The organism is Nocardia beijingensis NBRC 16342, assembly GCF_001612785.1.
In the GTDB taxonomy this organism is placed as follows: Bacteria; Actinomycetota; Actinomycetes; order Mycobacteriales; family Mycobacteriaceae; genus Nocardia; species Nocardia beijingensis.
Window position 1 is genome coordinate 200530 of the sequence record NZ_BDBC01000020.1, and the last position, 24814, is coordinate 225343.

Consider the following 24814-nt stretch of genomic DNA (forward strand, 5'->3'; position numbering starts at 1 on the left):
TCCGTATCTCGACATCGTTGTCCTTGCGGCAGGCGCGCCTCGCAATGTCGAACGGCAGCAACGATAGGACGGCAGTCGGTGGAAAATGCTGGTCAGCGCAGGATCCTGGGCGGCTCACTGCGCAGTCGACGGCTCATATATGAGCGGCCACAGAACGGCGGAACCGCCATTTCGCTATGGCGCGCCCGATCTCGGTGACGGGAGGCTCGTCGTAGAGCCACTCCCGCGCGAGCCGATGCCAATTATTGGCGACCCGCAACTGACCGAGCACGGCGAAGGTGAACAGATCCGCGCGCCGGGAGAACACGTGCTCCGGTGGAAGCATCTGCTGCCGCATACCTTTGAACTCGGCGGCACGAGGATCGACGGCGAGAATCACCGCACCGGTGGCGACCTCGGGGGTGATCGTGATCCGCTCGTCGAGCAAATGCCATCCCGCCGCGGCCCAGACGTATTCCAAACACTCCTCCGGAGCGACGCCCGCGTCCGGATCGATGATGCCGCGTCCGACCCAGGCCTCGTACAGGTCCCGGACGCGGTGTTCTCCGGCCGCCCGTAGACACGCGCGCTCGAAATCGACGTGCGCGGGGTCCATTCGGTCGTAGAGCCCGAAATCGACGAACGCGAGCCTGCCATCGGACGCGAGGAGGATATTTCCCGGATGCGGGTCGCCGCAGAATTCGTTGTCGTGGAACAGCGAACTGATGTAAAAGCGGTAGATCAGCTCACCGATCCGATCACGTTCGTCTTCCGGCAGCGTCCGGAGCTGCTGAAAACTCTCACCCGTCACGAATTCCGTGACGAGAACTCGTCGGCCACAATATTCTTCGATGCTGTCCGGCACCGTGATGAAAGGATGACCGCGATACCGCATCGCGACGCGATGCTGGGTCCTGGCTTCGCGCGGATAGTCGAGTTCGTTACCGATGTTGCGCGCGATCTCGTCCAGCACGGCACTGTCGGCGGCGCTGGGCAGCATGGATCTCCACAGCTTGCTGAGCATTTCCAGATTGCGCATGTCCGCGTGCACGGCCTCGTCGACGCCGGGATATTGCACTTTCACCGCGACGGTGCGGCCGTCGTGCAGCCGCGCCCGGTAGACCTGGCCGATCGATGCCGCGGCGATCGGTGTCTCGTCGAAGTCGGCGAAGACTCGCGCGGGCGGCCCGAGATCGTCCTCGATGACCTTCACCATCGACGCGAACGGTACGGCGGGCGCCTGATCGCGGAGTTCGGCCAGCTTGCTGCGGAAGAGTTCACGATGCGATTCCGGAACGAAGTCGGCATCGAGGACCGACAACATCTGGCCCAGCTTCATCGCCGCGCCTTTCATGCTGCCGAGCACCGTGACGACCTGCTGCGCGGTCGCGAGCGCGGAACGCTCGGCCAGCACTCGCCTGGCCTCTTCGGTCCGGCCGATCATGGACAACCGGGTTCCGACCTCACGCACGGCTTGGCCCGCGGCCAGTCTGCCCAACCGACCGCTCCTGGCCAGACGTCCTCCGGGCACTCGATCGGCCACGGCGTGCTCCTCCATGAGTATCCGCGCGGCGTACGTCGCGCGCCCGGATATTCTTCGCACCCGCACCGCCGGTTGTCGAGGGCGCGAGAGTACCGGCTTACCGCGAGTCGGCCATGCGCCTGGCTTCGGCCGGTGGCCGCCGGGTGCCGTCTTCGGTCCAGACGAGCAGCGCCGAACGCAGGTACCACAGTCCCCTGGGATCAGCGGGATCGAGTCCGGTGAGCTGCGCGATTCTGCGGAGCCGGTAGTCGACGGTGTTGGGGTGCACGTGCAGTTGCCGGGCTGTGCGCTGGCGGTTGAGGTCGTTGTCGATGTGAATCCGCAACGTCTCCAACAGATCCGGGTGTTCCATCAGCGGCGCGACCTGGGTGCCGAGGACGTCGCGGCCGATGCCGGGGCGGGTGAGCTGGTATTGCAGCGCCAATTCGGTGAATCGGTACAAGCCGGGCCCGTGTCCGAGTTGCTCGACGGTGTCGAGCAGTTCATGCGCTTGCGCGGCGGCGGCGGAGACCTGCCTCGGGCCCGCGGTCACGACGGCGGCGGTGACCGGCACGCGCGCCGCCGCGGAGAGCTTGTCGACCACGCTGTCGAGATCCAGGGCGCTGACCTGGGCGGTGGGAATGAGGATCGTTCCTCCGTCGACCGACAGCAGCGACAGCGCCCGGCCATCGAACAGGTCGGCGAGGCCGGATTGGAGGCGGCGGAGCTTACGCCGGGCGACGACTCGGCTGTCGAGCTGGGGAAGACTCTCGTCGGGATGCGCTGGCAACGCGACCGCGAGCACGAAATACTCCTCGGCGACCGGTATTCCGCATTCCCGCGCCATCATCGAGGTCGCATGGCCGCCGAGCAGCGCCGAGGTCAGGGTGTGCATCGCGGTGTGGTCCTCGGCCGCGACGGCTTTGCACTCCCGCACATAGGCTTTGCTGACCGTCGCGGTGATCAGGTTCAGCAGTTCGAGCGTGACGGCGGTGCCGGTGACGAGGTGGGCGCGGTCCGACGCGTCCCGGTCGGCCAACAGCATGCCCAATCCGAATTTGAACCCGGCGTGAATCGCGTGGAGGATGTCGTCGATCGGGATGCCCTTCCTGGCCCATCCCGCCGCCGCGGTCCGCAGGATCTCGGTCCGTCCGGTCGCAGCCTGCCCGTTCAAGCGCTGGACGGCCCACTCCGAGCACATCCGGACCACGGCAGCGACTTCCGCTTCCGCCGTGCCGCCGGGCAGAGCGGCGGAATCGATGAGGTGCGCGACGACTTTCGCGGCCGCTCGGTGGGTTTTCGGGGAAAGCGGCACGGCCTGCCGCGCATGGTTCGATCCGACGTGGGCGATGCTTTCGATCGTCACTGGTGACCTCCTTGTCGCCGTGGGAGCCGAGGCCGCGCCGGGTTCGCGCTGGAGCGGCGACCGTGACTACCTCGCAGTGTCCGCGGCGCTACCTGCCGTTCGGTCTGTGGAAAAACGGTAAACCGCAGGCCGACTCAACTGCTACTCCGCTTCGGATGCTCGGAACCGAAACGGCAAATGGGGCGCTGACCAGGAAAGATCAGGAACGACCACCCGATTTGAGAAGCCCGTTCACACCACATACATGGTGAGGTGCTCACTTTTTGCGCCACGGCTACTCATACGGCCGCGCGCGCCGCGGCCTCGGCTTCGGCCCATGCCGCGATCATCCGCGCCGTCATGTCGATCGCCTCCGCCCGCACCGGGTCGTCGACGTCGAGGGCTGACGCGCGCAGCACCGCCGCGAAACCGGTGTTGATCACGACGAATGTCATCACGTCGTACTCGTGATCGTCGCCGGGACCGAGCACTTGGATCAGCATCACCTTCACCAGCAGGCGCAGCCGTGGTTCGAACTCGGGAATGCCACTGCTGTAGAACTGGACACCGGCGACGAGCGCGCGCACCAACTTCGCGTTGGCCACCAGCTCTTCGGTGATCACACCCAGGATGTCGGCGGCGACCTGATGCATCGTCTTGCCCGAGATGTCGAACACGCGCTGGGTGAAACGCCGTTCCACCGTCTCCAGCAGCCGTTCGAGCAGTTCTTCGACCAGGACGCTGCGATCGGCGAAGTACCGGTACACCGTGCCGATGCTCACCCCCGCCTCCGCCGCGATCCGGTTGGTGGAGGTGTTGGCGATACCGCGCTCGCCGAACAGCCGCGCCGCCGTGTCCAGGATGTGCTCCCTGGTGGCCTTGGCCCGTGCCTGCGCGGGACGACGACGTTGACCGACAGCCTTCGGCGGCATGACTTCCTCCCGCTCGTCCACGGAAAATGAGCGTTGCTCATCTTAACCACAGCAAGCGGCGGCGCGCCCGAACTCGCGTGCTGTCAGGTGCTCTCGACCCGCTCGTGCACATCGACGGTTTGCGATCGGCCGAATCGGAACAGATCCGTCAGCTCACGCCGCAACGTCGAAAAGAGTGAGTTCCCGCGCGGATCGGGCCCGCGATTCCGCGCGCTCACGGATCGCGCAAGTCGGGCCGATTCCTTGTGCGACCGATTGCGGCGACAGCAGCCAGCCGTGACAGCGACGGCAATGCGCGACCAGTCGCACCATGGGGCGGTCATCAATGTCGGCCAATTCGTTCTCCTCTGGCCAGGTGACTACGCCGCCAGTGTGGCATGAGGCACCGACAACTCTGCGCCGCCGGCTTTGTCGACCGCAGCCGAATGAGATCTCGCACACGCGTTGAGGAAAGATGTGGCCTATGACCGCATCTCGACTGATTCGTTCGTTGGTGGCTTCCGCTCCCGCGGCGCTCGCCGTCCTCAGCTTCACCGCGGCCGGAGGCGTCGCGACCGCCCAGGCCGCGCCCGGCATTCCTTCGGTTCCCGGCGTCGTGCAGCGCCTGCAGATCGCTCCCGGCCAGAACAGCGCCGAGGCCAGCGGCAATGTCGGGCAGGGCAAGGCCGACAGCTACTCCATCGCCACGGCGCCGGGCCAGCGCCTGAGCTTCGACGTCGCGGGCAATGCCCGGGTCTCGGTGGCGCCGCTGATCGGGCCGCAGGTCGCCAGCGAAGTTCCGCACGCCGATCTCGTCGCCGACGGCAACGACTACCAGATCGTCGTCTCCTCCGCCGACGGTTCGGCGGCCGGCTACACCCTCAAGGTCACCATCGTCTGACGTACTGCCACCGCCCGTCGGCCCGAGGTGTCGTACCACGACCTTCGGGCCCGGCGGGCGAAGTCCGTGCCCCGCCTGCTCCAGTGGAGAGCGCGGACGCCATCTCCCCTCCGACGACGCAGTGCCGTTGGGCACACCCGAGGCAAACACTCGCGCCCGGCCGACGGCAGCGCACTATGGTGGGGCGGTGCTGCTCGAACCAGGTGATCAGTTCGCGGGATTCGTCGTACGAGCCCCGCTCGGACACGGCGGCAGCAGTCAGGTGTACCTGGCCGAAGATCCGGAGTGGTCGCGGCCGGTGTCGTTGAAGATCCTCGGGCCGGAGGACAGCCGGTCGCAGGAGGCGCGCGCCCGATTCGTGCACGAGTTCGACATCTTGTCGGCGCTGCGGCACCCCGACATCGTGCGGATGTACACCCACGGGGAAACCGACGGCAGGCTGTGGTCGGCCCACGAGTACGTGGCGGGTGCGACGGGTTCGACATTGGTGCGATCACCGCGCCGGTACCCGGACCTGCGGCAGGTACTCCACGTGCTGACGCATGTCGCGGCCGGATTGGACTTCGCACACGCCAACGGAGTGGTCCATCTCGACGTGAAACCGGCGAACGTGCTGGTCGGGACGGACGAACCCGCGACGGTGAAGATCTCGGATTTCGATTCGGCCCGGTGGCTGGACCGGCCGGAGCCGCCGCTGGCGAGCAATGGGTTCGTCGTCGTGTCGGTGCCGTACGCCGCGCCCGAACTGCTGCGAGCGGACACAGTGTCCCCGGCGACCGACCAGTACGCCTTGGCCTGCTCCGCCGTCGAACTGCTCACCGGCCACACGCCGTTCGCTCGCGGCAACCTCATGGCCACGGCCGAAGCCCAGCTGAACGAGCCGCCCCCCGCGCTGTCCACACGCCACCGCTGGATCCCGCCGGAGGTCGACGCGATCCTGCACCGGGCCCTCGCGAAGGCCCCCGGTGATCGCTACGAATCCTGCGGCGAACCCGTCCGCCTGCTCACCGAGGCGCTCCGCGACGTCGATCCCCGTCCGCTCGCCCCCATCCTGAACCGCCTGAAGGTGACGGTCACCCGGTCGCCCCTGCTGAATGCCACGTTCGGACGGCTCGGCGATCGGCTCATCTTGCGCGCCATCGGCCGCACCGTCCGGTGAAACCCGCCGCCGAGCTGTGCGACGATTCGCGTGGTCCGCTCACCCGCGCCGAACGGGTGGCTCCGCGCCCTGTCGCGGGGGGCGCGAGGGAGTGTCCTGTTGTCGGCCCGGATCGGCGTTTTACCCGCCATGGTCTGGTTTCGGCGGTCGTTCGCACCCCGCGTTCGAGTACGCCCCGGTGTAGCCCTTGATTTGCCGGTTTCCTTGCGATGAGCCGGTGCTGCGGTCACGCTGAAAGGTATGCGGACCCGCGATATCGAGGTCGGGTGCACCTATATGGTGCTGGTCCCGCAGCGTCTGCCGCGCAGTCGATACCCCGACTGCGACCAGCCTGGTTCGCTCACTTGGGCGTGGTCGTGGCTGCGTGGCGGCCGGTTCCGGCTCACCGTCACCGACATCGACCACACCAGCGAGCCGATCACCGTCGAAGGGCTGCGGATCACCGCGAACTCCCGCATCGCCGTGGTGCTGACCGGCGAGCAGGCCCAAGAACTCGGGCTGCCGGACGGCGTGTTCCGGGTGCGCGGAACCTTGTTCGACGGCGAGGACCGGCCCGTGCGGCTGCCCGAGGTCGAACCGCTGCGAGTCCCCGCCCGCTGGCTGCGGCCGGTCGAGCAGCCCTGCCTGACGCACCGCGATATCGATTGCTTCCCTTACCTGTGAGGTGGACCGGCAACCTGCGTCGATCCGGCCGACGAGCGGCGGCAACCGCGCCGCTCAGGGCACGTAAGGCGCGATGAGCCGCTCCACGGCCGCCCACAGTTCGGCTTCGCGCCGCGGATCGTAGGACTCCTCCGACGAGCGGGTCACCCGGCCGCGGTCGACGTAGGAACCGGTCGGCGCGGCCGTGGCGCCGAGCACCACGTCCGCGAGATGGCGACCGGCGGCAGCGCGGCTTGTCGCGAACGGCGTGCCGGTCAGCGCGGGCAGGATGCGGCGCATCGCGAACCGGGAGACCGGCCCCGCGTTGCGGGCGAGATCGGTGCCGGGGACGAAGCCGGGATTGAAGCCGACGGCGTCGACACCGTCCGGCAGGCGGCGGGCGTACTCGTGCACGAGATAGATGGCGGCGAGTTTGCTCGTCGAGTACGCGGTGCGGCCGGCCGCGGTGGTACGCGGCGCGGAGAACGCGCCGGGGCGGGCGAGGACCTCCGGGGACCGCCAAGCCGGGCCCGGCACCATACCCATGTTGTGCCGGAAGTCGCCGAAGTGGGTGTCGCTCACGGTGATCACGATGCGGCCCGGAGTGCGGAAGCGATCCTCGAGCAGGCGGACGAACAGATGGTTGGCGAGCACGTTGACGGTGAAGGTGGACTCCAGTCCGTCAGGTCCCGCGGTGAGCGCGTTCGTGTACTGAATTCCCGCGTTGCCCACGAAACCGCGCAGCGGCGGCAGCTCGCCGCGGTCGAGCCTGCCCCGGATCTCCTCCGCCGCCGAGCGCACGCTGTCCAGCACGCCGAGGTCCACCGGGACGTGCGACACCCTCCCTCCGCTCGCGTCGAGTTCGGCCGCGAGCCGTGCGCCGGTGGCCTCGCGCGCGGCGACGACCAGATGCGTCTGCGGCGCCGCGCGCACGATGCGCTCCGCGGCGACGCGGCCGATGCCGCGACTCGCCCCGGTCATCACGATGGTCGACGGCACAGTGGCTCCTCCCTCGGGTGTCATCTTGCCGGTCGCCTCCGATGATCCTCACCCCAGGCAGCCGGTGCCGTGCCCGTCACCGGGACCAAGACTGGTCCGGCGCGGCGGTGGACGCCCCGGATCAATGCACGAGCTGGTCGGCCCATGCCGGTGGCAGGGCGGCACTCGACACATCGGCGATCTCGTGCAACCGCTGCGCGGAAAATCCCTGACGGCTGAGCTGGATCAGGCCCTGGGCGACCAGCACGACATTGGCGCTGACCGCCGAGAGCACGGCTTCGTCGTCGTCGCCCGCGTCGTGCATCGCCGACCGCAACCGGTCGGCGACGCCCCGCTCCATCTCGGTGGTGGTCCTGCGGCCGATGGTGGCGACTTCCGGGATCCGGGTGCCGAGCTGGGCGATGCTGTTGATCATCAGGCAACCGCGCCGATCCGGTTGCGCGGCGCAGTCCTCGATGATCGCTTGGTACAGCGCGCGCACCGCGCAGCGCGCCGAACCGCCCGCCGAACCGATGGCCTCGCGCACCAGACGCGCCCGGCGCTCGCAATAGCGTTCGAACGCCGCGAGGAACAATCCCCGCTTGCTGCCGTAGGCGGCGTAGATGCTCCCGTTCCCGACGCCGGTCGCGAGCGAGACGTCTTCCACCGATGTGCTGTCGAAACCCCTCGACCAGAACAACTCCGTCGCGGCGTCGAGCAGGTTCGACTCGTCGAATCGCCGCGGCCGTCCCATGTGCTCACCGTACCAATCGGCGTGCGAGGTGGCGCACATCGCTTGTTCTGGAGTCGCGGCTCCACAATACTGATGACATGTCCAACAACTTCGCCGCCTCGCCCAGCAAACGGGTGGGCATCTTGGTCTTCGACGGCGTGAAGATGCTCGACTTCGTCGGGCCCGCGGAGGTGTTCGTCGAGGCGAACCAGTCGGGGACGCGGTATGAAGTGGTCTTGGTCTCGGCCGACGGCAAGGACGCGCAGACTTCGATCGGCGCGCGGGTGGAGGTGAGCTGCGCGGCAGCCGACGCGGGCCGTTTCGACACCGTGGTGATTCCGGGCAGCGAGCTGCCGCCGGGCAAATTCATGACACCGGAGGTCATGGCGGCCGCGCGGCATCTGTCCTCCAGCACCCGGCGGCTGGCGTCCATTTGCAGCGGCGCGTTCGTGCTGGCCGATCTGGGCCTGTTCGACGGCAGGCGCGCGACCACGCATTGGAAATTCGCGACCGAACTCGGGCGGCGCTACCCGGCGATCGACGTCGACCCGGACGCGATCTTCGTGCGGGACGGCAACCTGTACAGCTCGGCCGGGGTCGCCGCCGGCGTCGATCTCGCGCTGGCACTGGTGGAAGAGGACCACGGCGCCGACGTCGCGCGGCGCGTCGCGCAGGCGCTCGTGGTCCATATGCAGCGCGCGGGCGGTCAGTCGCAGTTCTCCGCGTCGCTGAGCGGACCGGCGCCGCGCAGCCCGCTTGTGCGCCGCGTGGTGGACCTGATCTGCGCCGACCCGGCGTACCCGCACACGGTTCAGACGTTGGCCGCGCACGCGCGGGTCAGCGTCCGGCATCTGACCCGGCTGTTCCGCGCGGAACTCGAACGCTCGCCCGCGGAATACGTCGCGTTCATCCGCTTCGCCACGGCCAGGGACATGCTGCACGCCGGATACAGCGTGACGGAGGCCGCCATGGCCGCGGGGTACGGCACCAGCGAGGCGTTGCGCCGGGCGTTCGTCGCGCGCCTCGGCATCTCCCCGCGCAAGTACCAGCAGCGTTTCCGCTCGACCGTCAGGACCGATCCGGCGCTGGAACAGGCCGTGTCCTGATCGGAGGTTTTTGTGGCCCGTGGGGAGGGGCGCGCGGCGGGGCCCGCGGCCGAGACTGAGTCGGCCACCGCGTCGCTGATCGAGCGCCGCAGAAAGGAATCGCATGTCCGCCCCGGCTGATCCCACCATCGTTCTGGTGCACGGCGCTTTCGCCGACGCTTCGAGCTGGTCCCCCGTCACCGCACGGCTGCTCGACCGAGGCCATCGGGTGCTGGTGCCCCCGGTGTTCAATCGCAGCCTGTCGGCGGACGCGGCCTACATCAAGTCGTTCGTGGAGCGGATCGACGGCCCCGTGCTGCTCGCCGGGCACTCCTACGGCGGCGCCGTCATCACCGTCGCCGGCGTCGCCGAAAACGTGGTCGGCCTGGTCTACGTCTCCGGCTACGCCCTGGAAGAAGGCGAAAGCCTCGGGCAGTTGCAGGGCGGGTTCCCGGATTCCGATCTGGCGGCCAACCTCGTCTACGCGCCGTACCCGATCGAGGGCGCCGAGCCCGGCACGGACGTCTCGGTCGCCGTCGAGGCCTTCCCCGAGGTCTTCGCCGCTGGCCTGGACCCGGCGAAGGCCGCGGTCCTCGCGGTCTCGCAGCAGCCGCTGTCGGCTTTCGCGTTCACCGAGCCCGCCTCGGCGGCCGCGTGGAAGACGAAACCGGCCTGGGGCATCGTCTCCAGCGCCGACCGCACCATCAATCCCGAGGTCGAGCGATTCGGCTACCGGCGAGCCGGAGTGCGCGCGGTGGTCGAGATCGACGGACCGCATCTGGTGATGCAGACCCACCCCGACGAAGTCGTGGCCGTCATCGCCGACGCGATCGCGCAATCCGCCTGAGTCACAGCAGTTCCCCCACTTCCAGAGAGGCACCACCATGTCAGGTAACCCGCACGGCATCTCGCTCGAACCGGCGGCGCAGGAGTTCGTCGACGCGACCTCGCAGCCGCCGTTCCTGTACCAGCTCCCGCCCGAGGAGGGTCGCAAGGCGGTGGACGGCGTGCAGGACACACCGATCTTCAAGCCCGAGATCGACGAGGAGTGGATCACCGTCGACGGCGGCCCGACGGGCTCCGTGCGGGTGCGGATCGTCAAGCCGCGGGGGGCCACCGAAACGCTGCCGGTGATCATCTACACCCACGGCGCGGGATGGGTGTTCGGCGACGCGCACACCCACGACCGCCTGGTGCGCGACCTGGCCGTCGGCACGCACGCCGCCGTGGTGTTCCCCGAATACGACCGATCGCCGGATGTGCGGTACCCGGTGGCCAACGAGCAGTCCTACCGGGTGGCGCAGTGGGTCACCGCGGAGGGCGCGCAGAAGGGCCTCGACTCGTCGCGGATCGCGATCGCGGGCGACTCGGTGGGCGGCAACATGGCCATCGCGCTGACGCTGATGGCCAAGGAGCGCGGCGACGTCTCCTTCGTCCAGCAGGTGCTGTTCTACCCGGTGACCGACGCCAACTTCGACACCGGTTCCTACGAGCAGTTCGCCGAGGGCTACTTCCTCACGCGCGAGGGCATGAAGTGGTTCTGGGATCAGTACACCACCAGCGCGGACGATCGCGCCCAGATCACCGTGTCACCGCTGCGGGCGACCACCGAGCAGCTGGCCGGGTTGCCGCCCGCGCTGGTCATCACCGCCGAAGCCGACGTGCTGCGCGACGAGGGCGAGGCCTTCGCCGGCAAGTTGCGCGCCGCGGGCGTGCCGGTCACCCAGGTGCGCTACGGCGGGATCGTCCACGACTTCGTGATGGTCAACTCGCTGCACGACACCCATGCCGCCAAAGCCGCGGTGGCGCAGGCCGTCGCGGCGTTGCGGTCCGCTCTGTACACCGACTGATCCGATTCGAAGGAACCATATTCGTGAGCACCGAACCCACCAGTCCGTCCGCGCCGACCATCGTGCTGGTCCACGGCGCGTTCGCCGACTCATCCAGCTGGAACGGTGTCGTCGAACGACTGCGCGCCCGAGGGCATTCCGTGATCGCGGCCGCGAATCCGCTGCGCGGCCTCGACAGTGACGCCGCCTATTTGGCGTCGGTCCTCGATTCGGTGGCAGGGCCGAGCATTCTGGTCGGCCATTCCTACGGCGGAAGCGTGATCACGGTCGCCGCCGCGGGACGGACCGATGTCGCGACGCTCGTCTACGCCGCGGCGTTCATTCCGGACGTGGGCGAGAGCGCACTGCAATTGACCGACAAGTTCCCCGGGTCGACGCTCGGGCCCGCCACCCGGTCGGCGTCCTATCCGCTCCCCGACGGGGGCGCGGGCACCGAGCTCTACATCCGCCAGGAGGAATTCCACCGGCAGTTCGCCGCCGACGTGCCCGCCGCCACCGCCGAACTGATGGCCGCGACCCAGCGGCCGGTCGCCCTCGACGCGTTGCAGCAGCCCGCGACGGCCGCCGCTTGGCGGGGCATACGCTCGTTCGCGCTGGTCACCGGCGAGGACAAGAACATCCCGGTGGAAGCGCAGCGGTTCATGGCCGAACGCGCCGGCGCCGAGGTCGTCGAGGTCTCGGCTTCGCACGCGGTCTCGGTGTCCGCTCCCGACGTGGTAGCTGAGCTCATCGCCCGAGCCGCCGGTTAGGAATCCACGGGGCCCGCGCGGCAGGAGAGCCTTCCGCGCGGGATCGGGGGCGTCAGCCGCAGACGGCCCCGACCGATGCCGAGCCCACCAGCTTCGTGTACTTGGCCAGGACGCCGCGGGTGTAGCGGGGCGGCAAGGGTTTCCAGCCGGTGCGGCGGGCGGCGAGTTCGGCGGCGTCGACCAGCAGGTCCAGCGTGCCCGCGGCGACGTCGAGGCGGATGGGGTCACCGTCGCGCACGAACGCGATCGGGCCGCCGTCGACGGCTTCCGGCGCGACGTGCCCGACGCACAGACCCGTCGTGCCCCCGGAGAACCGCCCGTCGGTGAGCAGCAGCACGTCCTTGCCGAGGCCCGCGCCTTTGATGGCCGCGGTGATGGCCAGCATCTCCCGCATCCCAGGGCCGCCCTTCGGCCCCTCGTACCGGATGACGACCACGTCGCCCGCCGCGATGGTGCCGTCTTCGAGCGCGTCCATCGCGGCCCGTTCCCGATCGAAAACCCGTGCCGTGCCGGTGAACACGTCGGAATCGAAGCCTGCCGACTTGACCACCGCGCCATCCGGCGCGAGAGATCCGGACAGGATGGTGATGCCGCCGGTCGGATGGATCGGGGAAGCCATCGCGCGGATCACCTTGCCGTCCGGGTCCGGCGGGGTGATGTCGGCCAGGTTCTCCGCCACCGTCCGACCGGTCACGGTGAGGCAGTCACCATGCAGCAACCCGGCGTCGAGCAGGGCTTTCATCATGACCGGCACGCCCCCGATCCGGTCTACATCGGTCATGACGTGGTTGCCGAAGGGTTTGACGTCCGCCAGGTGCGGCACCCGGCGACCGATCCTGGCGAAGTCGTCCAGCGACAGATCGACATTCGCCTCGTGCGCGATGGCCAGCAGGTGCAGCACGGCATTCGTGGAGCCGCCGAACGCCATGACCACCGCGATCGCGTTCTCGAACGCGGGCTTGGTGAGGATGTCCGAGGGGGTGATGCCCTGGCGGATCAACTCGACCACGGCCTCGCCGCTGCGCCGGGCGTAACCGTCGCGGCGCCGGTCGGTCGCGGGCGGCGCCGCGCTGCCTGGCAGCGACATGCCGAGCGCCTCGGCCGCGCTGGCCATGGTGTTGGCGGTGTACATGCCGCCGCAGGCCCCCTCGCCGGGGCAGATCGCCCGCTCGATCGCGGCGACGTCGTCCCGGCTCATCAACCCCCTGGCACAGGCGCCGACCGCTTCGAAGGCGTCGATGATCGTCACCTCGCGCTCGCTGCCGTCGGAGAGCTTCGCGATCCCCGGCAGGATCGACCCCGCGTAGAGGAACACGCTCGCCAGGTTCAGCCTGGCCGCGGCCATGAGCATGCCCGGCAGCGATTTGTCGCAGCCGGCCAGCAGCACCGAACCGTCGAGCCGCTCGGCTTGCATCACCGTCTCGACGCTGTCGGCGATCACCTCGCGCGACACCAAGGAGAAGTGCATCCCCTCGTGTCCCATGGAGATGCCGTCCGACACCGAGATGGTGCCGAACTGCATGGGGAAACCGCCGCCGGAGAAGACGCCGTCCTTGCACCCCCGGGCGAGTCGCTCCAGGGACAGATTGCACGGCGTGATCTCGTTCCACGAGGAGGCCACGCCGATCTGCGGCTTCTCCCAGTCGTCGTCACTCATGCCGACCGCGCGCAACATCCCGCGGGCGGCGGTCCGCTCCAAGCCGTCGGTGACGTCGCGGCTGCGTGGCTTGAGATCGGGAACTCTCTGATTCTCGGGCACGGTTTCCCATCATGCTCGCCCCCGCACCGATCGCGGCGGCGACCACGCCGAAACCACGCAGACCCGCCGCTCGTCCGCCCTGAGCGTAATGCCGGGCGGACCCGCGCCCGCGGACCTTACGCTCAGCTCATGAGCGAGCACCCGAGACTGCACTCGATTCCCGGTGGACGCGACGACCGTCCCCGCCAACCGGACTCGCGGACGCTTCCGGAACCGCTGTGGCGCGAGGTGCTCGGCGAACAGCTGCGCACGCTGCGGCTGGACCGGAACGAGACGCTGGTCGAGACGGCCCGGCGGGCGGGCATCTCCCCGCAGTACCTGTCGGAGGTCGAGCGAGGTCGCAAGGAGCCGTCGAGCGAGATGATCGCCGCCCTGGCCGGATCGCTCGGCACCACGCTGGGCGAACTCACCGGCCAGGTGGCGGACGAACTGCGCGCGCGGCGCCGGATCGCCCTGCTGCCACGCTCGGCGCCGCGCTCCGGCACCGGGCCCACGCTCATGGCGCTTGCGGCCTGATCAGTCGCGTCGCCCCAGCACCTGATCGACGAGGCCGTACTCGATCGCGGCCTGCGCCGTGAAGACCCGGTCGCGGTCGGTGTCGTGCCGCAGCCGCTCCACCGACTGCCCGGTGTGCCGGGACAGGATCGACTCGATCTCCGCCCGCAGCCGCACCAGCTCGTCGGCCTGCAGGATCAGGTCGGGAATCGCGCCCTGCCCGCGCGCGGCGGGTTGATGCAGCACCACCCTGGCGTGCGGGAGCATGGCACGGCGACCCGGCTCGCCACCCGCGAGCAGCACCGCGCCCACCGCGATCGCCTGGCCGACACAGGTGGTCTGGACGGGCGATCGAATGTGCTGCATGGTGTCGTACACGGCGAGCATGGAGGACAGGTCGCCGCCCTCGCAGTTGATGTAGAGGTTGATCTCCTGCTCCGGACTCTCCGATTCCAGATGCAGCAGCTGGGCGATGAGCGCGTTGGCGACACCGGAGTCGATCGGCGTTCCGAGGTAGACGATGCGCTCGGCGAGCAGGTGGGAGTAGATGTCGGTGATCCGTTCACCGCCCCGCGGATGCTGCGCGATCACATTGGGGATGGTGTAGGTGCTCATGCTGTTTCCTTTCCGGCATGAACGGGACCCTGCGTGGTCACGCTCCGCTGCCGCCTCCGGGCCCCGTTCATGCCGAGATCCCGATGCGCTGGCGTTGCGGGACGATCTGCCCGAACGAGTCGACGATGTGGTCGATGAAGCCGTACTCCTTGGCCTGCGCGGCCGTGAACCAGCGGTCGTGCAGCGAATCCTCGTAGATCCGGTCGAACGGCTGGCCGGTGTCCTCGGCGATGATCCCGAGCACCGTGTCCACGGTGTAGCGCAGATCGTCGGCCTGGACCTCGACGTCGACGGCGGTGCCGCCGATGCCCGCCGATCCCTGGTGCATCAGCACCCTGGCGTGCGGCAACGCGAAACGCTTCCCCTTGCTGCCCGACGACAAGAGGAATTGGCCCGCGCTGCACGCCAATCCGAGCGCGAGCGTGGAGACATCACATGGCACCAGCCGCATCACGTCACGGATGGCGAGCATGGAAGGCACCGATCCGCCCGGTGAATGGATCCACAGCGAGATGCCCGCGTCGGGATCCTCGGCGGCGAGGGTGAGCATCTGGGTCATCAGCAGCGTCCCGTTGTCGTCATCGAGTGCGCCGTCGAGCACGACTATGCGGCGGCTGAGCAGTTGCTCGCGGGCCCGCCAGCTGAACATCGGAGTCTTGTCGTCGTGAGGCATGGATCCACCGTGCCGCACGCGCTATGCCGGATCGCTCCGTTGCTGCCCTCGGCAGATCCGCTCTCAGCAGTCGAGCGGCCGATCACCGACCGGCGCGGCGAACGGGCCGCGCAGCCGTTCGGTCAGGTCCCACAGCCGCCGCGCGGCATCCTGGTCATAGGACGCGTCCGAGCTGCGCGTCTCGGTGCGGCGGTTGTAGTAGGCCCCGTTCACCAGCTCCCGCGTGGTCGCCAGGTGGACGACCGGTACGGCCCCTTGCCGCGCGGACAGCGCCGTCAGGTGCAGCAGCGCCACCCGCGCTCGCGGGAAGTCCCGGCCGAGATCCGTGCGCACGAAGCCGGGATGTACCGCGGCGACGGTCAATCCCGGATACCGGCGATGCAGTTCGTAAGTGAACAACAGGTTGGCGAGCTTGGTCCGGCTGTAGGTGACGAACGGGTCGAAATCCCGCTCGCTCTGCAAGTCGTCGAAGTCGACGCGCACGGGGCCCGCCCGGAACATCGACTGCCGGTGGCCCTCGGAGTTGACGTTGAGCACCCGGCCGCCGCCGCGGCGCAACAGCGGCAGCAGTCGTCCGGTCAGCGCGAACGGCGCGAGATGATGGACGGCGAGATTCAGCTCGATGCCCTCGCCGCTCACGCGCCGTTCCGGCGTCATGACACCGGCGTTGTTGATCAGGACGTCCACACCGTCGAACCGCTCGGCGACCTGCTCGGCGACGTGGTCGACGCCCGCCGAGACGGACAGATCCGCGCGCACGAACCGGCCACCGGTTTCGCGGGCCAGCCGCGCGCCCTTGTCCGCATCCCGGCCGACCAGCACCAGATCGTGGCCGTCCTTCGCCAGTCGCAGTGCCGCTTGCCGCCCCAGCCCGGAGGTGGCCCCGGCGAACACGATCCGGCTCATCGCGCCGCTCCGGGCGCCACTTCGAGCTTGCCGAGGCCCAAGGCGCCTGCGATCACCCGATCACGCAGGCGGAAGGGCAGATACGCGAGCATCCGGAGCATGCGCGCGTCCGAGCTCGCCACGTAGCAATCCTTGGGCCGCCGGGCCCGCGCGGCGCGCAGGATCGCGTCGACCACCGTGCCCACGGGCCGCGTCTTTTGTTCGACCAGCGCTTTTTCGACAGCGGCCAGTCCGCTGCGGTAGAGCTCGACGCGATCCGGGTCGGCCAGCGCGAGCGTCTCGCGCGCATGCGTTTCGGCCTTCGCGAAGATCGGCGTCGCGATCGCGCCGGGCTCGACCACCGAGACCGGGATGCCCCATGGCGCGAGTTCGACGCGGGCCGCGTGGGACAACGATTCGAGCGCCGCCTTGCTCGCCGAGATGGGTCCCAGGTACGGCATCGCGGTGCGAGCGCTCGCCGCGCTGATGTTGATCACGCGGCCGCCGCCGGCGCGCAACAGCGGCAGCGCGGCCACCGTCACCCGGTGCGGGCCGTAGACGTTGATATCGAACTGCCGGTGCAGTTCCGCCTCGGACACCAGCTCCAGTGGCCCCTGCACGATGACGCCCGCGTTGTTGACCAGCACCTGTAACCCGGCTGGGCCACGGTCGGCCGCGACCGCGTCGAGCGCATGGCGAACGCACGCGCTGTCGGTCACATCGAGTTCCACCGGCACGACGTTCTCGTGCCCGAACCGAGCGCCTTCCAGCGTCCGTACACCCGCGTAGACGCGGTAGCCCCGCGCGGCGAACGCCTCGACAGCGGCGGAACCGATCCCGCCGCCCGCACCGGTGATCAGCACCGCTTTCGAACCTTCATTCGCCATTTCGCCTCCATATGTAAATAACAACATGTGCTTTACAACATGTATAGATATACATGTCGGCACAGTCAAGAAGGTGAACTTTGGCAGAACGACGGAGGTACGCTCCAGCCGGGCCACCGATCACGAAATGGGAGAGTCGATGTCACTGCGTCACGGGTTACTCGGACTGCTCGCCGACCAGCCCGGCAGCGGCTACGACCTGACCCGCCGCTTCGAGGAGATGCTCGGCGCGATCTGGCCCGCCAAGCATCCCCAGATCTACGGGGAGCTGACCCGGCTCGCGGAGGAAGGCCTGGTCGAGGTGGCGGCCGAGGGTCCGCGACGGCGCAAGGAGTACCGCATCACCGACGACGGCGTCGCCGAGTTGCGCCGCTGGCTGGTGCACGTCGATGTGGACCACACCATCCGGCTGGAACCGGTTCTGCGCTCGTTGTTCTTCTGGCTGTTGAACTCCGGCGAACTGGAGGCGCACCTTGCCGGGGAAGCCCGGTTCTACCGGGAGAAGGCGGAACTCTACCGCGGGTACGCGAACGCCAAGGACCGAGGGGATTTCGGCGACTCCCCGCAAACCCGCTCGATGCGTGTCACGGTCGAAGCCGCGGTCCGGCTGTACGACGCCCTCGCCGACTGGGCGGAGTGGGCGAAGGCAGTGCCTTTGACCGACCCGGAATCTTGACGCCCACCGAAAGTTCCGGCCGCGAAGACGGCGATGCCCGCCGGGCGCGTGCGGCGCGGGGCGGGCATCTCGGGCCGGGACGGGATCGCTAGGACTCGCGACCGGCCGTCGTGGCGGAACGCTGCCTGCTGGTGCGGGCGCGGCGCCGTTCGGCCTGCAGTTCGGCGAGTTCCTGCTCGAGGATGTCGGCGACGCGGAACGAACCGGTGTCGTAGATGTCCGGCGGGCGGGCCGTTGGCGGCTGCGCGACGTCGGGCTTGGGGGTTTCTTTGCCGTTCTTCGGCTCCGGCATCGCGCTGTCGGTCTTGACCTCCGCCAACGGCTGCCGAGTGGCGGCCGGGATCTCGGCCGTCGGGGCCTCCGTCTCGGATACCACCGTGCGCGGCTTGGCCTGCGGCGTCTGCCGGACGACCACCTTCGCCGGGGCGGGCTCTTCGGCGAGGACGCGCGCGGCGGGCCGGTCCTCGGACCCGGCCGCGAGAACCGGCGCGACCGGCTCGGCCGCGGCGACCTTCTTTCCGTTGGCGGCGGGCGCACCGCCGTTGGTGACGACGGTGTCGGCGTCCTTGACCCGCACCGGCGACGTGAAGGCCTCCATCGCGTCGAGATCCTCGATGGACTCGGGCAGCACAGGCTTGCGCGGCGCATCGACCGGCCGCTTCTTCTCCACGCTCACCGCGGCCACGGGCTGCTGCTCGTCGGAAACCTCCGGCGGGAACTGGGTTTCGGCGACCTCGACGACATCCGGCTCGACGGTCTGCACCGCGGGCGCCGCCACCACGGGCTCCGGTTGCTGGTGCACCTGTTCGTGCGGCACGCTCGGCGCCTCCGGCGCGACCGGCATCCGGTATCTGGGCAGCGTGAGCCGGATCTGCTCGGCCGGGTCCGGCAGGTCGCGGACCTGCTCGGTGGCCCTGGCGATGGCGAGGCCGTAGCGGGCGCTCGCGGCGTCGTGGATGAGCAGCGCGACACCGATCATCACCGGCGCGATGGCGTGCACGGCCGCGTCGTACCAGGCGCCCGCGCGCAAGTAGGGGTAGGTGTTGAGGCTGACGGTGAGAGCCAGCAGGGCGACCTCGGCGGCCGCGACCTGGCGGCGATTGTCCACCACGCCCCATTCGGCGACCTTGTTGGTGCCGATCATGATGATGATCAGGCAGACGCTGATCATGCCTTCGAGCAGATAGCTGAACCAGTACAGCGGATCGGTCGCGCCGCCGGGAGCGATGTTGTGCTGGACATTGACCGCCGACCACAACATACCCGCCGCGACGACACCCGCCAGCGCGCGCAGCGACCAGGACCGATGCCGATACAGGGAGGCCAGTTTCGCATGCGGGCTGGATTCGCGTCGTTGCGCGGCAATCGCCTTGCGGGCGAGCAGGAGGTCTCGCATGTCGGCCTTCTCGATCGCTTCGGTGGTCTGCCTGGCGCGGTCGGATGCCGCGGCAGCCGCCTGCGCCTCTTTCCAGCGCTGTCCGCGCTCCTGGGTGCGAATCCGTTCGGCGAGTTCACGTTCGGCATACAGTTCGTCCTCCGACAACGCCTCCGTGAGCGCGGGATCGAACTGGTAGGCGAGCCGTCCACGGGCCTTCTCGACCCGCCTCGCCAGCTGTGTAACCTCGTCCTCGATGGGATGTTCGATGACCATCAGCGCTCCCCGCACGGGAGACGCGATGGCAGACAAGTGATCACGTATGGCAACGGCACGTTTTATTCATAGTCGATCCACCGCTACTGGCGAAACTGTTCATTTGCCATCTCACGAAACTATTCGGCGTGCCGCGGACGACACACGCGACGAGATGTGATTCCCGGCGGTCGCGGATACTTCCTTCCGCCGCGCAGCGGACCATTGATCGCTCTATGCTGAACGTGCGCGCTTTCCCTTCGCGGCGGCGCGTGCGCTCCCGCAGCGCGTTCGGATACGCCGGCGCCGCCGAGATTCGCCCCTCGGCGGCGCCGGGCCGGCCACGCGCCGGGTTATTCACCGATGCACCCATACGGATCGCGGATTTCGTAATGCCGCAGCACCTCTCAGGGGACCGACCGCGAAACACCCAGCCCCCGCCGCACGGTTCGATCCCAGGAATGCGAACCGCTCACTCGGGATCGGTCACGCGTTCGGCGTCCACGGAGTGGAGCACCCGGGACAACGTGTCGAACAACAGTGGGTCCAGTCGATCCTGGTCGACGTCGTCGCGGGACAACCACTGCACGGTGAGGTCCTCCGCCATCGCCCACCACGACCGCACCACCAGGCGCTCGGCGGTGGACCGCGCGGGCCTGCCGAGCGCGGCGAACACCCGATCGGTCAGTTCGTCGTGCATCCGCTCCATGATCGACTCGAGCACCGGGTCCTGCCCCGCGGCGCGCAGCAGGCCCACCAGCGGTCCGCTGCGCTTGCGCATGTAGCCCACGAAGTTCCCGATCATCGACGCGAGCTGGTCCGCGGCGTCGGGGTCGGGGCCGGTGGCACGCAGGAATCGCTGTGACGCGGCGCGGACGAGCTGCGCGTAGTAGTCCTGCTTGGTCGGGAAGTAGTGGAAGAGCAGCCCGCGGGAGATGCCCGCCTGCTGCGCGACCGCGTCGACGGTGATCTGGTGCCACGGCCGGTCGATCAGCATGCCGAGACCGATCCCGATCAATTGCCTGCGCCGGTCGTCCGCCGAGCGGCGGCCACCCGGCTCCACGGCGACCTCGGTCATCCACCCTCCTCTATTGAGCAATGCTCAATAATATGCTACCAATGATCCTGACCGGTAGTTGAGCAATGCTCAGCAGACCTCGAGGATGGGTATGGACTTCACGCATTCCGACCGAGCCGTCCGCCTCACCGACCAGGTGCGGCAGTTCGTGCGCGACGAGATCGAGCCGCGCGACGAGGAGCACGCCGCCGCCCTGCGGGAGTCGCCGTGGGCGGTCCCTCCGGTGGTCGAGGAGCTCAAGAAGAAGGCGCGGGACGCGGGTCTGTGGAACCTCTTCCTGCCCGACCCGGAACTCGGCGCGGGACTCAGCAACGTCGATTACGCCCCGATGGCGGAGGCGATGGGCAGTTCCGGCTGGGCGCCGGAAGTGTTCAACTGCAACGCGCCCGACACCGGCAACGCCGAGGTCCTGCTGCACTACGGCAGCGTCGAGCAGCGTCAGCAGTGGCTGCGTCCACTGCTGGACGGCACGATCCGCTCGGCGTTCTGCATGACCGAACCCGAGGTGGCCTCCTCGGACGCGACCAATATGGCCGCGACCGCCGTGGTGGACGGCGAGGAGATCGTGCTCAACGGCCGCAAATGGTGGAGCACCGGCATCGGTCACCCGAACTGCAAGTTCGTCATCTTCATGGGCCTCACCGACCCGGATGCGCACCCCTACCAGCGGCACTCGATGGTGCTGGTTCCGCTGGACACTCCCGGCGTTCGGGTGGAACGGATGCTCACCACCTTCGGCTACCTGGACGAACCTTTCGGCCACGGCGAAGTCACCTTCACCGACGTGCGCCTGCCGCTGGACGCCGTGATCGCCGGGCCGGGGCGAGGCTTCGAGATCGCACAGGGCCGCCTCGGCCCCGGCCGAATCCACCACTGCATGCGCGCCATCGGCCTGGCCGAGCGCGCACTCGAACTGGCCTGCCGTCGCGCGCTGTCGCGCACCGCGTTCGGCAAGCCGCTGGCCAACCTCGGCGGAAACCGCGAGCGCATCGCCAACGCGCGCGTCGCGATCGATCAGGCGCGGCTGCTCGTGCTGCACACCGCCTGGCTGCTGGACACCAAAGGCTTGGCGGGAGCGCGCAGCGAGGTCTCCCAGATCAAGGCGGTCGTGCCGAGGATGACCCAGGAGGTGCTCGACATGGCGATGCAATTGCACGGCGGCGCTGGGCTTTCCGATGACTTCCCGCTGGCCCGCGCGTTCGCGGGCATTCGTTCGCTGCGGTTCGCCGACGGTCCCGACGAGGTGCACCTCGGCGTGATCGCCCGTCAGGAATTGCGCAAGTACGGGAACGACCGGTGACTGCCGCGGAGGCCACCACCGTCCGCGCGGAGGACGCCTTCGACGTCGCCGCTATGCACGCCTGGCTCGCCGAACGCGTGCCGGAGCTGACCGGCCCGCCGGAGGTTCGCCAATTCTCGGGGGGCGCGTCCAACCTGACGTATCTGCTGCGTTACCCGGATCGCGACCTGATCCTGCGCCGACCGCCGAGTGGGACCAAGGCGGCTTCCGCGCACGACATGGGTCGCGAATTCCTGGTGCAACAGCGGTTGCGCCCGCACTACCGCTACGTGCCGCGGATGGTGGCCCGGTGCGCCGATCCGGACGTGATCGGCAGCGATTTCTACGTGATGGAACGCGTGGCGGGGACGATCCTGCGCGGCGATCTGCCGGAGGGCGCCAGCCTCTCCCCCGAACAGGCGAAGCGGTTGTCCACTGCGGCTTTCGACTGCCTGATCGAATTGCACCAAGTGGACCCCGAGGCGGCCGACCTCACCGAGATCGGCAAAGGCGCCGGTTACGTCGGCCGCCAGGTCGCGGGGTGGTCACGGCGCTTCGTGAACGCACGCACCGACAATGTCAGCGATTTCGCCGCGGTGATGGCCTGGCTCGACGCCAATCAGCCCGCGGACGTCGCCACCACCGTCATCCACAACGACTTCCGGCTCGACAATCTGGTGCTGGATCCGTCCGGCTCCGGCGCGATCGTCGGCGTGCTCGATTGGGAGATGGCGACTCTGGGCGATCCGCTGATGGATCTCGGTGGCGCGCTGGCCTACTGGGTGCAGGCGGACGACGACGAGGTCATGCGGGCTTCGCGTCGTCAGCCGAGTCACCTGCCCGGCATGCTGACCCGCGCGCAGATCGTCGAACACTACTGCGCGCGCACCGGCCGCTCCGCCGAGAACTGGCCGTTCTACGAGGTCTTCGGGCTGTTCCGGCTGGCCGTCATCGCCCAGCAGATCTACTACCGCTATCACCACGGGCAGACCACGAACCCGGCGTTCAAGGACTTCTGGATGCTGATCAACTACCTGGAATGGCGCTGCAGGAAGGTCGCGGGAATCGAGTAGCGCATCAGGCGGACACCCGGGGCCGTCTCACGGCGTCCACGTGCCCGCGTCATCGTCCGAGTGCGATGGACCCCATATTCCGCACCGAGCAGCCCTGCTCGACCGGCACCCCCGCGAATCGGTCGCGCAGCCAAGCGAGCACGCTCGGTTCGGCGAGGGTGTTCAGGGTCAGGTGTTCGCTCGCGTGGTCACGGATGTAGGTGACGCGCGCGGCCGGGTCGCGGCAGTAGGTGGCGGCGAGCGCGTCGGCGGGACCGATCGGGACGAGCCAGTCCGCGGTCGCGTGGTACAGGAAGACCGGCGCGTCGGGCGCCGACTTGCCCATTCTGGTGCGCTCGAAGACCGCGCGCAGCACCGGCGCGTGCAGCAGACCGCCTCGGACCAGGCTGTCGACGTCGAGGAACGGTTCCGTCGCGGCCTGGTACAGCACGCAACCGTTGCCCTTCGCGTCCAGCAACCGCCGCCCCAGCGGCGTCGCGTTCTCGCGCAGGTAGGCGTCCAATTCCGGTTCCTCGCGGGCGAGGCCGATGACGGCGGCCGCGACCAGGCCCGCGCCGGGACCCTTGTTCGCCGCCAGCGACAAGGCCTCGAAGTCGACGTCGGTGCCACCGGAGACGACGCCGACGAGGTTCAAGTCCGGCGCGTAGGAGCTGCGCAGCTCAGCCCCGTGCAGCGTGGGGACCGAGCCACCGGAATAGCCCCACATCGCCACTTCGGTGTCCGGCCCCGGCAGTCCCGCCGGACCGAACCGCTGCGCGGCGCGGATACCGTCCAGAGCGATCCGCGCGGCCAGCGGGCCGTGGGCGAATGCCGAGTTCGGCCCCTGATGATCCGGCACCACGACCGTCCATCCCTGCGCCAGCAGCGCGGGAGCGCTCCGTAACTGATCGATCTGCCCGTCCAGCAGACCCGCCTGCATCGACCGGCGCACCGTGTAGGACGGCGCGCAGAACAGTCCGGTGGAATCCTCGGCGGCGTGCAGGGACACCAGTTTTCCGTTCGCCGCACGCGGTTTCAGCAACGTCGCGACGGCGGCGATCGGCTGGTCGACGCTGTTGTTCGACCGATAGGAGATCTGCCACGCCTCGGTGTCCGACGCCACCGGCAACTGGTCGGCGACGGTGATCGGCCGGGCGGCGAGAATCCCGCCGGGCCGCTGCGAGCCGACCAACTCGGCGGGCGGCCGGTAGAAAGGGTCCTGTTCCGGCGGCGCCGGCTCCGTCACCGCCGGGAGTTCCGGCTGCGCCCGCGACGGCGGGCCCGGAATCGCCAGCAGCATCGAAAGAGCCGTTCCGGCAACCGCACACCACCGTGCGAACACCACCGACGACCTCCCCTTGGCATCGACCGCTCGTGCAGGGCATTTCGCGCCGATCGACCGCTCCGGCAGTGGCATCGTAGCCAAACTCCCCGCGCGCGAGCGGCGCAACGGGAGTATCCGGCTCAGTTCGGTGCGGTGATCTTGCTGATGGCGGACTCGTCGCCGGCGGTGACCACGGTGACGAACTGGCGGTAGGTGCGGCTGGTCGCGTCGGGCCGCAACTCGGTGATGACCACGTCGTAGCGTCCGTCCAGCATGGGGGTGATCATGACGCAGTGCTGCGTCCCCGTGGGAACGGAGGCGATGCCCGCGTCGATCACCGCGACCGGTGGCACCACGGCGTCCGGCAGCGTCAGCGACCGCGCCACCGCTCCGGACCGGGTGACGTAGTAGGCGTGCTGGAAGGCGAGGATCACATCGGGGCCCGACGCGGTGGAACCGGTTCCGTTGCCGCGCACCAGCTGCGCGCCGCGCGTCGGCTCGCAACCGGGGCCGCCGCCGAGCACCGGGTCGGCCACCGTGGCCGACTGCCGTGGCGCGGAGGCGGCATCGGTGTAGACCAGGACCAGCGCGGCGGCGGCGAGCGAGG

The 24814-nt window shown here is 69.0% G+C and carries 26 protein-coding genes; 11 read left to right on the forward strand and 15 right to left on the reverse strand.

Going from position 1 to position 24814, the window contains the following annotated elements; all coding sequences use genetic code 11:
* Positions 1 to 133 precede the first annotated feature (133 nt).
* The 4 genes from NB3_RS14995 to NB3_RS36670 all read right to left on the reverse strand — a co-directional run bounded on the left by NB3_RS14995 (position 134) and on the right by NB3_RS36670 (position 4354).
* Positions 134 to 1522: an ABC1 kinase family protein gene (locus tag NB3_RS14995; RefSeq protein ID WP_067802837.1), complete on the reverse strand. Its 1389-nt coding sequence runs from the start codon at positions 1520 to 1522 to the stop codon at positions 134 to 136.
* A 97-nt stretch (positions 1523 to 1619) separates the two neighbouring features.
* On the reverse strand, positions 1620 to 2867 hold the full coding sequence (locus NB3_RS15000) for a PucR family transcriptional regulator (RefSeq protein WP_067802723.1): 1248 nt from the start codon (positions 2865 to 2867) through the stop codon (positions 1620 to 1622).
* 278 nt (positions 2868 to 3145) lie between these two features.
* On the reverse strand, positions 3146 to 3799 hold the full coding sequence (locus tag NB3_RS15005; protein WP_244891912.1) for a TetR/AcrR family transcriptional regulator: 654 nt from the start codon (positions 3797 to 3799) through the stop codon (positions 3146 to 3148).
* 132 nt (positions 3800 to 3931) lie between these two features.
* Positions 3932 to 4354, reverse strand: a complete 423-nt coding sequence (locus NB3_RS36670) for a DUF6011 domain-containing protein (RefSeq protein WP_307694610.1) — start codon at positions 4352 to 4354, stop codon at positions 3932 to 3934.
* Here NB3_RS36670 and NB3_RS15010 point away from each other — a divergent pair.
* The 3 genes from NB3_RS15010 to NB3_RS15020 all read left to right on the forward strand — a co-directional run bounded on the left by NB3_RS15010 (position 4242) and on the right by NB3_RS15020 (position 6480).
* Positions 4242 to 4658: a hypothetical protein gene (locus NB3_RS15010; protein ID WP_157111806.1), complete on the forward strand. Its 417-nt coding sequence runs from the start codon at positions 4242 to 4244 to the stop codon at positions 4656 to 4658. The genes NB3_RS36670 and NB3_RS15010 overlap by 113 nt on opposite strands.
* A gap of 187 nt (positions 4659 to 4845) precedes the next feature.
* On the forward strand, positions 4846 to 5817 hold the full coding sequence (locus NB3_RS15015) for a serine/threonine-protein kinase (RefSeq protein ID WP_067802729.1): 972 nt from the start codon (positions 4846 to 4848) through the stop codon (positions 5815 to 5817).
* A 240-nt stretch (positions 5818 to 6057) separates the two neighbouring features.
* The gene (locus tag NB3_RS15020) at positions 6058 to 6480 is read left to right on the forward strand and encodes a hypothetical protein (protein WP_067802732.1); all 423 of its coding nucleotides are present in this window, start codon (positions 6058 to 6060) and stop codon (positions 6478 to 6480) included.
* Positions 6481 to 6534: 54 nt separating this feature from the next.
* Here the strand turns inward: NB3_RS15020 and NB3_RS15025 are convergent, their stop codons facing one another.
* Together NB3_RS15025 and NB3_RS15030 are read right to left on the reverse strand one after the other, a co-directional pair.
* Entirely contained in the window at positions 6535 to 7458 is a 924-nt protein-coding gene (locus NB3_RS15025) for an SDR family NAD(P)-dependent oxidoreductase (protein WP_157111807.1), read from the reverse strand.
* Between the two features lie 121 nt (positions 7459 to 7579).
* Positions 7580 to 8191: a TetR/AcrR family transcriptional regulator gene (locus NB3_RS15030; RefSeq protein WP_084486255.1), complete on the reverse strand. Its 612-nt coding sequence runs from the start codon at positions 8189 to 8191 to the stop codon at positions 7580 to 7582.
* 77 nt (positions 8192 to 8268) lie between these two features.
* Here NB3_RS15030 and NB3_RS15035 point away from each other — a divergent pair, with 77 nt between their 5' ends.
* The 4 genes from NB3_RS15035 (at position 8269) to NB3_RS15050 (ending at position 11854) form a co-directional block, all read left to right on the forward strand.
* Positions 8269 to 9276, forward strand: a complete 1008-nt coding sequence (locus NB3_RS15035; protein ID WP_067802735.1) for a GlxA family transcriptional regulator — start codon at positions 8269 to 8271, stop codon at positions 9274 to 9276.
* Positions 9277 to 9379: 103 nt separating this feature from the next.
* Entirely contained in the window at positions 9380 to 10102 is a 723-nt protein-coding gene (locus tag NB3_RS15040; RefSeq protein WP_067802738.1) for an alpha/beta fold hydrolase, read from the forward strand.
* A 37-nt stretch (positions 10103 to 10139) separates the two neighbouring features.
* The gene (locus NB3_RS15045) at positions 10140 to 11105 is read left to right on the forward strand and encodes an alpha/beta hydrolase (RefSeq protein WP_067802741.1); all 966 of its coding nucleotides are present in this window, start codon (positions 10140 to 10142) and stop codon (positions 11103 to 11105) included.
* Between the two features lie 23 nt (positions 11106 to 11128).
* Positions 11129 to 11854, forward strand: coding sequence for an alpha/beta fold hydrolase (locus NB3_RS15050; protein WP_067802744.1), 726 nt, complete (start codon positions 11129 to 11131; stop codon positions 11852 to 11854).
* A gap of 52 nt (positions 11855 to 11906) precedes the next feature.
* On the opposite strand, the gene ilvD is transcribed toward NB3_RS15050, so the two are convergent.
* On the reverse strand, positions 11907 to 13613 hold the full coding sequence (gene ilvD, locus NB3_RS15055) for a dihydroxy-acid dehydratase (RefSeq protein ID WP_067802747.1): 1707 nt from the start codon (positions 13611 to 13613) through the stop codon (positions 11907 to 11909).
* A 129-nt stretch (positions 13614 to 13742) separates the two neighbouring features.
* On the opposite strand from ilvD, the gene NB3_RS15060 reads away from it, so the two are divergent.
* Positions 13743 to 14129 carry a helix-turn-helix domain-containing protein gene (locus NB3_RS15060; RefSeq protein ID WP_084486247.1) on the forward strand — a complete coding sequence of 129 codons (387 nt, stop codon included), beginning with the start codon at positions 13743 to 13745 and terminating at the stop codon, positions 14127 to 14129.
* Here NB3_RS15060 and NB3_RS15065 read toward each other — a convergent pair whose 3' ends face one another.
* From NB3_RS15065 to NB3_RS15080, 4 genes are all read right to left on the reverse strand, one after another.
* Complete coding sequence (locus NB3_RS15065) at positions 14130 to 14723, reverse strand: ClpP family protease (RefSeq protein ID WP_067802750.1); 594 nt, start codon at positions 14721 to 14723, stop codon at positions 14130 to 14132.
* 67 nt (positions 14724 to 14790) lie between these two features.
* Positions 14791 to 15396: a ClpP family protease gene (locus NB3_RS15070; protein WP_067802753.1), complete on the reverse strand. Its 606-nt coding sequence runs from the start codon at positions 15394 to 15396 to the stop codon at positions 14791 to 14793.
* Positions 15397 to 15459: 63 nt separating this feature from the next.
* Positions 15460 to 16302, reverse strand: coding sequence for an SDR family NAD(P)-dependent oxidoreductase (locus tag NB3_RS15075; RefSeq protein ID WP_067802756.1), 843 nt, complete (start codon positions 16300 to 16302; stop codon positions 15460 to 15462).
* Positions 16299 to 17231, reverse strand: coding sequence for an SDR family NAD(P)-dependent oxidoreductase (locus NB3_RS15080; protein WP_244891915.1), 933 nt, complete (start codon positions 17229 to 17231; stop codon positions 16299 to 16301). Before NB3_RS15080 ends, NB3_RS15075 begins: the two co-directional genes overlap by 4 nt.
* A 76-nt stretch (positions 17232 to 17307) precedes the next feature.
* Here NB3_RS15080 and NB3_RS15085 point away from each other — a divergent pair, with 76 nt between their 5' ends.
* Entirely contained in the window at positions 17308 to 17844 is a 537-nt protein-coding gene (locus NB3_RS15085) for a PadR family transcriptional regulator (protein ID WP_067802851.1), read from the forward strand.
* Between the two features lie 88 nt (positions 17845 to 17932).
* Here the strand turns inward: NB3_RS15085 and NB3_RS15090 are convergent, their stop codons facing one another.
* Together NB3_RS15090 and NB3_RS15095 are read right to left on the reverse strand one after the other, a co-directional pair.
* Positions 17933 to 19495 carry a hypothetical protein gene (locus tag NB3_RS15090; protein ID WP_067802763.1) on the reverse strand — a complete coding sequence of 521 codons (1563 nt, stop codon included), beginning with the start codon at positions 19493 to 19495 and terminating at the stop codon, positions 17933 to 17935.
* Between the two features lie 451 nt (positions 19496 to 19946).
* Positions 19947 to 20552, reverse strand: a complete 606-nt coding sequence (locus tag NB3_RS15095) for a TetR/AcrR family transcriptional regulator (protein WP_067802766.1) — start codon at positions 20550 to 20552, stop codon at positions 19947 to 19949.
* Positions 20553 to 20643: 91 nt separating this feature from the next.
* On the opposite strand from NB3_RS15095, the gene NB3_RS15100 reads away from it, so the two are divergent.
* Together NB3_RS15100 and NB3_RS15105 are read left to right on the forward strand one after the other, a co-directional pair.
* A complete protein-coding gene (locus NB3_RS15100; RefSeq protein ID WP_067802769.1) occupies positions 20644 to 21852 on the forward strand; it encodes an acyl-CoA dehydrogenase family protein in 1209 nt (402 codons plus the stop codon).
* A 53-nt stretch (positions 21853 to 21905) separates the two neighbouring features.
* Positions 21906 to 22904 carry a phosphotransferase family protein gene (locus NB3_RS15105; RefSeq protein ID WP_084486257.1) on the forward strand — a complete coding sequence of 333 codons (999 nt, stop codon included), beginning with the start codon at positions 21906 to 21908 and terminating at the stop codon, positions 22902 to 22904.
* 49 nt (positions 22905 to 22953) lie between these two features.
* Here the strand turns inward: NB3_RS15105 and NB3_RS15110 are convergent, their stop codons facing one another.
* Together NB3_RS15110 and NB3_RS35565 are read right to left on the reverse strand one after the other, a co-directional pair.
* Positions 22954 to 24183, reverse strand: coding sequence for a lipase family protein (locus NB3_RS15110; protein ID WP_067802776.1), 1230 nt, complete (start codon positions 24181 to 24183; stop codon positions 22954 to 22956).
* Positions 24184 to 24347: 164 nt separating this feature from the next.
* A partial coding sequence (locus NB3_RS35565; protein WP_067802779.1) for a DUF8176 domain-containing protein occupies positions 24348 to 24814 on the reverse strand: 467 nt, incomplete at its 5' end.

What these genes read in the sequence shown, in the direction of transcription:
- NB3_RS15110 (WP_067802776.1), bottom strand. Translation starts at nt 24,183, where the DNA reads ATGCTGCTGGCGATTCCGGGCCCGCCGTCGCGGGCGCAGCCGGAACTC.
- NB3_RS15065 (WP_067802750.1), bottom strand. Translation starts at nt 14,723, where the DNA reads ATGAGCACCTACACCATCCCCAATGTGATCGCGCAGCATCCGCGGGGC.
- NB3_RS15060 (WP_084486247.1), top strand. Translation starts at nt 13,743, where the DNA reads ATGAGCGAGCACCCGAGACTGCACTCGATTCCCGGTGGACGCGACGAC.
- NB3_RS15035 (WP_067802735.1), top strand. Translation starts at nt 8,269, where the DNA reads ATGTCCAACAACTTCGCCGCCTCGCCCAGCAAACGGGTGGGCATCTTG.
- NB3_RS15030 (WP_084486255.1), bottom strand. Translation starts at nt 8,191, where the DNA reads ATGGGACGGCCGCGGCGATTCGACGAGTCGAACCTGCTCGACGCCGCG.
- NB3_RS15010 (WP_157111806.1), top strand. Translation starts at nt 4,242, where the DNA reads ATGACCGCATCTCGACTGATTCGTTCGTTGGTGGCTTCCGCTCCCGCG.
- NB3_RS36670 (WP_307694610.1), bottom strand. Translation starts at nt 4,354, where the DNA reads ATGCCGGGCGCGGCCTGGGCGGTCGCGACGCCTCCGGCCGCGGTGAAG.
- NB3_RS15095 (WP_067802766.1), bottom strand. Translation starts at nt 20,552, where the DNA reads ATGACCGAGGTCGCCGTGGAGCCGGGTGGCCGCCGCTCGGCGGACGAC.
- NB3_RS15100 (WP_067802769.1), top strand. Translation starts at nt 20,644, where the DNA reads ATGGACTTCACGCATTCCGACCGAGCCGTCCGCCTCACCGACCAGGTG.
- NB3_RS15075 (WP_067802756.1), bottom strand. Translation starts at nt 16,302, where the DNA reads ATGAGCCGGATCGTGTTCGCCGGGGCCACCTCCGGGCTGGGGCGGCAA.
- NB3_RS15070 (WP_067802753.1), bottom strand. Translation starts at nt 15,396, where the DNA reads ATGCCTCACGACGACAAGACTCCGATGTTCAGCTGGCGGGCCCGCGAG.
- NB3_RS15045 (WP_067802741.1), top strand. Translation starts at nt 10,140, where the DNA reads ATGTCAGGTAACCCGCACGGCATCTCGCTCGAACCGGCGGCGCAGGAG.
- NB3_RS15090 (WP_067802763.1), bottom strand. Translation starts at nt 19,495, where the DNA reads ATGGTCATCGAACATCCCATCGAGGACGAGGTTACACAGCTGGCGAGG.
- NB3_RS15040 (WP_067802738.1), top strand. Translation starts at nt 9,380, where the DNA reads ATGTCCGCCCCGGCTGATCCCACCATCGTTCTGGTGCACGGCGCTTTC.
- NB3_RS15105 (WP_084486257.1), top strand. Translation starts at nt 21,906, where the DNA reads ATGCACGCCTGGCTCGCCGAACGCGTGCCGGAGCTGACCGGCCCGCCG.
- NB3_RS15020 (WP_067802732.1), top strand. Translation starts at nt 6,058, where the DNA reads ATGCGGACCCGCGATATCGAGGTCGGGTGCACCTATATGGTGCTGGTC.
- NB3_RS15085 (WP_067802851.1), top strand. Translation starts at nt 17,308, where the DNA reads ATGTCACTGCGTCACGGGTTACTCGGACTGCTCGCCGACCAGCCCGGC.